Here is an 11,000-nt window from a genome sequence, read left to right as displayed (position 1 = left end):
CCCGGGCGACCCGGCAGGGAGAGGATGCCAAACCTGTTTCAAGTCGTTGGCAGTGTGGTGGTGTTGGCCAGGGGGGAAGTCATGTTCAGGCTGGTCACGTTCTGCGCTCCCGGCACAAAGGCAGCCTCCCCTCCCATAACGTTGGCATTGAAAGGCGCCAGGCTTTGCACCAGCTGTTGGAAATGCTGCTCTATCCGCGCTGAACCCTGGTTGGCCTCAGGTACCCGGAGCCGGGCTGTCCCGCTCTTTTTGTCCCCGGCTGGCATCAGGCTGGCAGCCAGGCGCTGGCCACTGATGATCTTCCCTTCCGGTGTCTCCGGCCCAAACCGGTTAACTCCGGGCCCGGCCAGCGTCCGGTTGCGCCCCGTTACCCAGCCTGTGGGGTCACTGGTGTAACGCCGCCCTCTGAAGTAGATGCTATCCAGTGCCGACAGGCTAATCACCGCCAGTTCCGCGCCCTGGTGGGGGATCACTACGAAGGTATCATTCAGGCCGGTACTGCCCAGGTTATCCACCGTCGTCTGGTTCAGGTTGCTGCCACCGGTTTTGCGGCGCAGGTTGAACTGCACCTCCTCCGGCTCGAGGTCAGTGAGGTAGAGCCGGGTGCTTTTCTTACCCTCCAGTGACCTCAGGTTGCTTCTGGAGCCTGACGATAGGATAACAGTATGTTGCCCCTGGCTGTCAGTGACGGTGGCATTCCGTGATGACCGGATGTCGTAAATGTCATCGCCAGCATCACCATTAAGCTCCACCGGAGTTCGGTTGATGGTTTCCCGGGTGTTTGCCTGGCCGCCTTTCAGGTCTGGGTCTCCCAGCAGGAACAGGTCATTGCCGTTATGGCCATAGACCTCGCGGATCGCTTTTTCCGGGGCGATATAAAGAATGTTATTCAGGCCGTTGCCGTCCATCTGGGGGCTGGCTGCCTTCGCCCCGTCAAATAACCGGGGCACTGATGGGGCCAGCCGTTCGGCCAGCTCCATCATTTTAATCCGTTCGTTGGCCTGCTCACCGGCAAACACAAAGCCATCAAAAGGCATGGCCTTAGACAAAGTCGTCACGATTGAGGGGCTGAGCCGCTCAAAAGCCAGTATCCGGTCATCAATGGCACCCAGGTGAAACCGATAGTCACCGGATTCCAGCGCCCAGTTATCGTCACGGGCAACCAGTTTCAGTGATGACAGGGAGAAGGGAAAGACTTTGTGTCGTGTTTGTCTGCCCGTCTCCCGATCAACCAGCAGGACATTCAGGCTGGCGATGCCGGTTCGGTTCATGTGCCCCTTGCGTATGAGGTTCTGACCGTGCCATACGGTAACGGTCAGCCTATGGCTGGTGCTTTCAAAAGCAAACCGCAGCGCCTTGATATCCACATCATAAAACACACCGAAAACCGGCTGTTTGTCCATCGTGGCCGGGTTATCCAAAGCCAGCACCGGGTAAGGGCTGGCTTTATCAAACACGGGGCCATAGTCGTCCAGTTGCTCTTTGCCGATCACCGGGAAACCAAGGGTGTTGTTCCACTGGGCCAGGTATTTGGTTTTGTTTTTCAGGTTCAGCTTTGCGGGTGCCTCAAAAACCGTAAACTCATGCCCCCCTATGGTTTGCGTCTGGTTTGTGCTCCGGGCGGGGGAGAGGCAGTTGTGGCAACCCCGGCCATCGTCAAAGTCGAGGTTATAGTAGCCTGAAGCGGGCTTGCTCCCTTCCGTGCTGAGCTGACGCACCCGGACGCTGCCCCGGGCAAAGCGATACCCCTCGACCGTCATGCTGGTCGTGCCATTGACCGCCCCGCTGACCGCCCCGCTGACCGGTTGCACGGTTAGTTTCAGGGTGTCTGCCTGTTTCTTCGGCACCAGCAGGAAGCCAGGCGCCACATCAATGAACAAGGGTCTGTCCGGGGTGGCAGGTACAGGCGCTGAAGGTAGTGTGCCGGTGCCGGCCGCCAGTGGCGGCATATAAATACCTTGGTTGGCCTGAACCTCTGCTTGTAACTGGTCAAGCGTAAAGCGAGCGTCGTTGAACTGAATGCCTGTGGGTTTTGGGAGGGGGGCCAGCGGTGCCGTCCAGACCTGCTTGATCCGCAAAACACCTTTAGGATCAAAACGATCAAGGATCAGAAGGTCATTCTCGTGACGCAGAAGGGTGCTTTGAAACGCCGGGGCATGAATAAGGATGCGCTGAGACTGGCCATTGTTATCCCCGGGGGGCGTTGCAGCAGGCTGCATTTCCAGCTTAATGATCACCTGCGCGCAATAAGTCAGGTCACTGAACTTCACCGAAAAGGAGTCATTGCCGCCCTTGCCGTCAAAGTAAAGGGTCAGGTCATGGGGGCGGTCCGGGTTTGCGCTGAACCGCCTGGCGCCTTTGCCCCTGTCGAAGTAAAGGGTATCCAGCAAAAAGTCCGATACGGTTAACCGGTCATCCCCGGCGCTGCCATAGACCCGGAGCGCATGGCCGTCACTGCTCACCTCGATGTTCGACAAACGGCCAAGACCTTGTTCATAAGGGCCGGACCAGCCGGCTGACTTGTGTACAGGTATTGCCCGGTGGCTATCAATAAAAAATACCTTGTGTTTTTTACGGTTGAAACATAAAGCCCCGGCTCGTTCAGGCAGGCCTGACCGGCTGCCGGCGTTCAGGCTGCCAACCAGCACCAGCTCCTCGTCCCCGTGGTTTTTAGGTCCCAGGAATAACCGGTTATCCCGCGTGTCATACCAGGCCTGGCGGTATACCCTGCCTGTCTGCCCCCCGGGTACAAACTCAATCTCCAGCAGGGGCTGTTTCGGAAATTCTCTATAGGGGGGCGTCATGCCAGACGACAGCCGGTCCGATACTCTTCCGGACAGTCGCTGCCAGACCTCTTTGTGTCTATCCGAGGAATAATCACCGGTCAGGCTGAAATAAGCGGCCTGCTGCTGTTCCGGAGAGTGCCGGTCATTGATGAAAGTCAGGCCGGACAGCGTCCTGTTGCCATCGGCCAGGGTGAATAGATAGTGTTCACTGCTCGCCTCCCACTGCTGCCTGACGTTATTCCAGAAGTAGTCCGCTTCCGGGTTGTTATTACCGTCCTCACAGGGCACGGAAACCTCCGGACGAAACACCTCGGGCAGCAGGTTAGGGACAACCGGGTTCTGGCGGCAATAGGGGTGGCCTGCCGGTGCCCCCGATACCGGGTTCATGTAAAACCGGTAGGGAAGGCTGTCGCCCTCGCCCTTCAGGGCCATCAGGGAGTTGCCGTTGTCCCCCCCGATTCTGAAGGAGTCGCTGGCATTGGCCGCAAACAGCCGGTTTTCGGAGCGAAGGAACCAGAAATCCATCTGTGTTAAAAAAGCGGGCAGGGGTTTACCCTTCGGTGGGTGAACCAGCGGCAGCCTGAGCAGGTCAGGGGCCTCTTCCCCAAAATCCAGCGCAAACTGTTCGCAAACGCGCCTGACGGCTTGTTTAAGATCCGTGAGAAATGCTGAAGCCTGCTGGCGGTTCCAGTTTTCCGGGGCGGTCATGCCCCTGCCAAAATGACGGTCATACAGCCCGCCAACAATGACCCCCATATCCAGGTCGGTCAGGTCGATGGTCGAATCTTTGGGCAGCTGATAGTATTCCCGGGAGATGTTCGCGGTCGGCGCGTTGAACCGAACGGGCTGGCCCTTGTCGGTATAACCGTAATGCCAGCCATCGAACCGGTAAGCTTCCAGGGGAAGCTCGCCCAGCCTGGTACCGCTCAACAGGGCTTCATTGGGGATCATCAGTATATAGCCGTTGAGGGTATAGGCCAGAATGCCGTTCTTGAGGGACTTGATATCCAGGAAACCGCCCTTGCCACCCCTGGCGTCAAGGTCATCATGACCAAACGTGAGAAGATTCAGATTGCTCAACGGCGTCACCAGAAGATTCCCCCGGTCTGCCGGGGGCCGGTCTATCGTGGCATAATAAAGAGCCCCCGAGGCGCTGTTGTGCATCACATAGTAGACGGCGTTCCCTTTTCTGAAGCTATGCACCGGCGAGTGGTCCTTGATGACCGGGCCGGTCAGCTCCGGGGTTAGCCTCAGGTAGACGCCCCCCCAGCCGGTAATCAAAACGCAGTCCGTTGTGACCGACTGGCGCAGGCTAATACTGTCCTTAGCGAAAAGCCGGTACTGTTTTAATGCGTCAATATACTTCAGGCCAACCACTTCCCGGCCACTGGCGCTGTCTTTCAGGCATTTGGCTTCAAACTGACCTTTGTCGTAAAAATCAATGGAACTGACCAGGTACGTCATCATGACGTTGTTTTTCTTATCGTAAAAACCACTGCGGAGCAGGTGGCTGGCATTGTCTGTGTCGACGATATTGACCGGCAAAAATCTCGTGACGAAGTCACTGGCACTGACTTGCGTCAACGCTTCCTGATAGTTGACCAGCGTCGTACTGATAAAAGCGGGGGTGTGTTTAAATTGCCTTTCAGTCTGCCCCGACTCTGTTTTCAGGCCATCAAGGGCAAACCAGACCCCGGCGCGGGTCATTACCATCAACTGCTTTTCCGGGGCGTTGTCCGGGTCATCAGTGACTTTATAGCCCGCTATCTCATAAGGAAACGTATGAGGGGTTGTATAAAAATCACTCATGTCCCCCACTCGCTGCCCAAAATTGAACCGTTTTATTTTCAATGGCGTCAGGGCTGAGGCCGGATCGAAATACAGCCGCCTGAGTTGACGATTGTAGAAATAGTACCCCGTTTCCGGGGCCCCCATAATGGGAATCACATGCCCCGGCTCAACACCTTCTGGCCGACAGAGTGTGATCTCAACAGTGTTGCTGCGGTCATACCAGAGCTGGAAACGCTCCCACTTATGCTCCCCGCCCGGGGCGAATGAAGTAAGTCCATGATACACCTCGCTGCCGTCCGCCCGTACCTCCTTCGTCGGCCTGTTTTGCCAGGCGGGCTTCCCGGGTTTCCACTGCAAAATAACCGGCACGAACCGGTCAGGGAAAAGATACCTGGTACTGCCTTTCGGGGCGGGTTTGAGCCGGAAAGCGTAACTGTATTCATTACGGTTAAATGCCGCCTCAATCTTTGCGAAATACCGGACTCGTTGTGCCGACTCCTGAATTGGCCGTTTCGAGATAAAATAGAGCAGCTCTATTGGTGCTTTCTTGTGAAGGGGAGTGACCTTAAAGCCCGCGTGATCATCAACGATCATGACCTTGTAATGGTTTTTTTCTTCCTCGCTGAGGGCGTCTTTCGGTAGATCAAAATAAACGCTGGCGCCACCCAGCTTAAAAGTAAACCCATCGTCGGTTCGTGAAAAACCGCAATGCTTCCCTTCATACAAATTGTAATATCGATTAATACACCGAACCTCACGATCCCCATGGTAATACAGGCTAAACGAAGCCGACCTGGCATTCTCCAGGTTCTTCAGGTTAATAGACCAGTTGTCCTTGATGATCAGCCGGTAACTATTCTTGCTGTTGTCAGGTACGTTAACGGTGTACAGAAGCCCCCTTCCGGTATTGCTCGGCTCCCGAATTTTTGGCGGGAATATAATGTCATGGTCTTCGTAGTCCAGATTCAAAAGCACGTCCGTGTGCCTGGACTCTTCCCTGACAAGCCGTTGAATCATATACCCCTTCTCAACCGTATCCGACTGGCTGTTTCCTTTTGGGTTATCACCCTTGACCGTTTCTGTGTCGTAATACTTAATCCTTGCCCCGGAATTGTGGATCGCATCGAAAAAGCGCCGGCTACCTGAGTCGGGAATGGTTCTGGCATCATCAAACTCCGTATATTCCCCTCCGAAGTCCCAGTCCAGCCGGGCCGGCATAATAACGGTGCCTATTTTATCGGGCATAATGCCGGTGACATTGAAAATACCGTCCGTACACTGATAAAACGACAGTCGTCTGCCCGCCTTGCAATCACTCTTCACATAGCTATAGATAACATCCGTGAAATCACCCAGCGGGAACAGCACCGCAGACACCTTCGTACCTCTTTTTTTTATTTCAAAGTGCTGGTGCCTGAAAAACATTCGGCCATAATCAAGCTGTTTTCCCTGAAGGTCAATTTTCTTTAAGCCCACAGAGAACGTCTGGTTCGTGGCCGGATTGAAGTAGAAATCAGCGGTTTCACCGTGGGCCTCTGGAATCAGGCCTTCCTGGTTCAGAAAGTCATAAATGTTGTTGTTAATCTCAAACTGGTCACTATCGAACTCATCCTTTATTTTTTTAAAGATACGATCGACGACGGTTGGGCCCAGGGGATAAAGTGCCCCTTTTAACTCATCGTTGACCCATCCATAATCGCTTTTGTTCGGATTGGCAAGAATTTTCCTGACCGCCTCAAGGGCCCTGGTTTTGTTCTCCTCACTGATGGGGAAAAAGCTGTCCGGGTTCAGCTCCCGGTATATGTCATTGAACTTTTCTACGGCTTGCCTGGCCACCTGCAACTTCCGCTGTATCTCAATTTCTTTCATCTTGTCGGCGAAGAACGCCTCCGCAATCAGCATCCCCAGGAAAACCGCTACCGCGACGGCCGCCCCCACCGGTCCGGAGGCCACTAAAGAGAACAGGGTGGCCGCCAGCCCTACGCTCTCGACAATCAGTCTTGACCGGTATAAATCCTTAATCTCGTCGTCTTCTATCTGGGAGTATTCGTAAGCCGTTAACCCGGTGCTGAACGCCATCAATCCAACACCGGCCGCCCCGACGGCCTTTCCGGCAAACCTGACCGCCTTCACGGCTTTGCCATAGCGGGTTAGCCGGGTGGCTGTCGACAATGACTTGGCCGAACCCGCGCCACCGGGGGAAACCCGTTTCACCACTTTTGTTTCACTGGGCAGGATCCGGCTAATTGGGCGGCTGTCCTTAACCAGGCCAACCACCTGGCCCACCAGTTCCGTCGCCTGGGTGGCCGCCATCCCCATATTCACGTAACTGTGCATCACCAGGGCGCGGTATAGGGAGTCCGACATTCCCTCGGTTTTTGAGATCTGCTCAAGGAACTTTCCCCGCTGAATCACGATCATCAGCATCTGGAAACTGTCAACCAGGGACAGGGCTTCAGAAACATAACCGCTGGTTCGGGTAGGTTTAAACAGCTTTTTCAGTTTATGCCGGAATCCGGGGGCCTTGACCTTCTGGTTTTGACGGTCCAGGTAGGTTTTCAACTCTGCGGGAGCCGCACTCGCAAATTGCAGGGTTCTTGTCGCCTTTGTATTCTCCCGAATGAAATCCATGGACCACTGGCCATCCGTTTTTGTTAACGTGGACAGCAACGGCGTGTAATCAGGGCCCAGGTGGGCATTAACCTCGGCAGAACCCAGCCAGTCAGAAAAATTCCGGGCCAGGCGCTCAAACTGCAGCTGCCGGTCAATATCGGCGTTGACCGACCTGGATTGCGGTGGATGCGAGGCAAGCGCATCATGCTGCCAGTAGCGGCGAAGCGTCTTACCGTGCCCCTGCCACCCATGGGGGTCGAAGGCAGTAAAGCCGGTCCCGGCCCGTGCCGCTAAAGCCGATGACAGGGTATTCACCCTCTGGCTGTCGCTGACCGCCACCAGGTCCTGTAACCGGCTGCCCGGAAAGGCTTCACGGATGGACTGCGCAGAAGAGGAAACCAGCGCGTCCAGCTGGCCCACCCGGCCATCGGCAACAACGTCCCCGACGCATTGGGCACCAAGGCCGGCAGCGAACGATTCGGGGCTGCCCACCAGGCTGACCCGGCTGACACTGCCGCCCCGGACCAGGGGAACCACCAGTCCATCGGCTGAGACCAGTACGCTTTTGCCGGGAATAAACTGAAAGGCCTCAGCGCGGCTGTCGGGCTTGCTGGCCAGTTCTTTAGCCGACGCAAAGGACGCCTCGTCCAGGGCAATGATGCTGTGTTTTCCTAGAGACGGCTTCAGGGCTGCCTGCGCCACTCTACGACGGTAGCCTTTTATTTCCTGCTGAAGTTTAGACAGGGCGCTACCTTCCGGGGCATCGACCAGGGCAATGTCCTTTTGCAGACCATCGAGAACGATCTGGGTTTTATCATCGGACAGCAGCTTGAGGGAATCGGCGAAGGGTTCGGGGTCATTACGGCAGGAAGCGGTTGAGGCGGAGCGTCTTTTTCGGGTGGAGGGGGCAAACCTGCATAAGTCAGAACTTTGTGACACATAGCTGAATGGTTCAGGATGCAGGGCTTTAATAATACCACCCACGTCTTCAAAGCTGCCCGTCACCACTTTAATTTGCCCGTTAGCAATCCTCTTTTTTAATTGTTGAAATGGCAGATCCAGTGTTCCGATAACATGACCAGGAGCATTGAGATAATCCATTTCAATCATTGTGGTCATGATGTCAATTTCGAGACCAAAATATTTTTTTGTTTTGTCGTACCATTCTGTACAGGACGACTCCTCCTTTGCCTCATTGAGTACCCACTGTACACCTTCAGCATACCGGGGATGACCCAGGGCAATGATCTTGCCATTGAAATCTTCTTTCCCTGCCGCCAGGACAATGACCTCAAGAGTCGCGGGAATGATAATGCTTCCCCGACGAAGGTGATCGGATAGCATAGCTGAATCAAATACCCCTTGCTTATCACGTGCAAGAGACAGATCGACCTCAATACTATTGCGTGTTTGTCTAGTGTATTCTACTTTCAATTCTGATTGGTCAGGCCTGATTTTTGATGACAGTTCACCATCAACCAGCCTGGTTTCAACAATACTGTTACCGGGCTTTCTTAAAACCACCGAAGTCAGAAATTTCTCATCGTCACCGGCAATAGCAAAAGTATATTTGCCACCTAAAAATCTATTGAGAAACGATTCTTTGTTATTGGTCACTACTACCCCGGCAGAAATGTCCTTCTTTTCAAGGGCACGCAGCAAAGAACCCCCAAAGGTTCTCTCAAGGGTTTCCTGGGAGGCAGACTCCAATTTTGGATCAATGAGATAGGAGAACTTCTCGATACAACAAGAAGTGACTCTTATTTTCTTGACCCTTCCCCCGGCAGGGACAACTTTAGCGATAATATCCGCAATTTCACTGGCACCAAATTCACCAATGCGCAAATAAGTCCCATGACCTCCCACAATAATTTTTGAGTTTTCAGTTACTGCTCGTTGCTCTCCTCTCATAGTAATAAGGCGTTGTTGCTCCGCATCCCATAACACTAACAAAGACAGGTCAGGATTCTGCTGAAATGACAGAGTGGCTCCGTACATAATTTCAGGCTGTGCGCCCAAAAGAATAAACACCTTGTGATCATAGGGAGTGTCTTCTACAGTAGCGATATCGAAAGCCAAGTCAATACCATGAGTTCCCCCCTTTGAGAAGTCAGGCTCATAAATAAAGGGTGAACCGGAATAGTGGGTATCCATTTGTCCCAGCTTATGGGCTGCACGCTCAAGGCTTCGTCGACCTAATACATCACCATAAGGATCAACAGGTGGAATAACCCCTCTGTTTCTGAGCTGGTCCAACGCAGCAAATACTCCATCAATATATTTTTTTTCCTGACTGGCAGTGAGTCCTTCATTACTGATTTGCTGGTTTAAGTGGTTTTGAATATCCCCTAAGACCTGTGAAACGCCTGATGGTAATTTATCCTGTGACGTTCCCTTAGGCCCAAATTTTAATACGTAGGGGTTCGTTTTATAGAATAAAATCGCTTCATTCACGGCGGCAGTGATGGCCCCTGCATTAGGCTGAGCTGCCAAAAAATTAAAATCTCCTTCATGCCCTCCTGCACCATCAGCAATCAAGACTTCTTTATCCCCCATTTTCAGTGTGCCCAACGGTTTAAAAAAACTATTCTTAAGCACTTTCTTTGACGCCCTGATAATAGATTTCCTATGAGGGTTATAGCCATATCTTCTGAGCTTTAAAAGATAATCCTCTTTTAACGGAACCTGGTCGTTAACAAAATGGCTATTATCCCTTTGTAGTAATGCTTGAAGTCTGGCCTTTCTTTCAAGATCGCGGTACCCCTCTGCTATGTTTTCTTCTCTGACAACAGAGCTGGAACCAACACCGAATCTTTTTCTGAACCGAGCATATAAACTTTCACTGCTACTACTCCCAGGAAAAACAGCACTGCTTATTTCTGGAAAAGTATTGACATCAAGAATAACGCCGCCATGTGCTTGTAATACCTTCAATTGCATTAGTTTCAGGGCAAGTGTGAAATCAGAATAAATATAAGCGGCATTATTATATAATTTTTTTTCATCACTTCTTAAGGAGGAAATAACAGGATTCAAATCAACAACGTTCACATTACTCTTTTTAAGCCCGTCGTAAATATTTTGCTGCTCTTGAACAATATCCTTCAATAGTGTTTCACTTTTTCCATCTTTAGAAATCAGCCACTCTTTAACTGCCTCTGCTCGTGTTTTACCTTCAGTTTTAACTTTTTGATTAATGCTCGCTGCTACTTTTTGTTGTTGGAGCCTGAGGGGGCGCACATCATTTTCCAAAGTTTGCGGCAGTTTCTCCCAAGCATCATTTGCTATGTAAGCCCCTTGCTGTTGCCCCCTGACTATTGCCCTCATTTCATCAATTGGAAGCAACTTGCTGGATATTCCCTCCAGCACAAGACGGTCAAAATAACTGTCCTTATCCTTCCATAATTTGACACTCCAGTCTGGGTTAGTTTTCGCCCAGGTTTCAATCCTCAAAGCCTGAGCCTTTGTCAGCTCACCGATGACAACAAAATGTATTTGCCTGGGCAGTGGATTGTTTTGATCGGCTGGAACATTAGGCATGATTCATTACCTGTGTTTCTCTTTAGCTGACCCAACTGTATTACACGTCTATTTGCGTATATCTGATCCATTTGCCCAAGCTCTCATGCTGTACCGGTAACCATAAAGCAGCAAAGACTTACAGGGTTTATCTGGCAGCTCGATCATCAAAAGTGAGCGTGAAAGAAGAAATAACGATGACATAGCATCAAGGCTGCAAGCATAGATCATAATTGCACTACGAGTGTCGTAATACTTAGATGGTTCCGCATGTAGACCTCATCGCATTCC

At 52.3% G+C, this 11,000-nt stretch carries 1 protein-coding gene; it reads right to left on the bottom strand.

Annotated elements, in window-relative coordinates; genetic code table 11:
* Positions 1 to 38 precede the first annotated feature (38 nt).
* On the bottom strand, positions 39 to 10,730 hold the full coding sequence (locus NX720_RS16735; protein ID WP_262596059.1) for a TcdA/TcdB catalytic glycosyltransferase domain-containing protein: 10,692 nt from the start codon (positions 10,728 to 10,730) through the stop codon (positions 39 to 41).
* Positions 10,731 to 11,000: the final 270 nt, after the last annotated feature.

It is taken from the genome of Endozoicomonas euniceicola (assembly GCF_025562755.1).
GTDB lineage: Bacteria > Pseudomonadota > Gammaproteobacteria > Pseudomonadales > Endozoicomonadaceae > Endozoicomonas_A > Endozoicomonas_A euniceicola.
This window is presented reverse-complemented; position numbering and strand designations above follow the sequence as displayed.

Bases quoted from the DNA above. Each gene is read 5' to 3' on its own strand.
- NX720_RS16735 (WP_262596059.1), bottom strand. From the start codon at position 10,730: ATGCCTAATGTTCCAGCCGATCAAAACAATCCACTGCCCAGGCAAATA.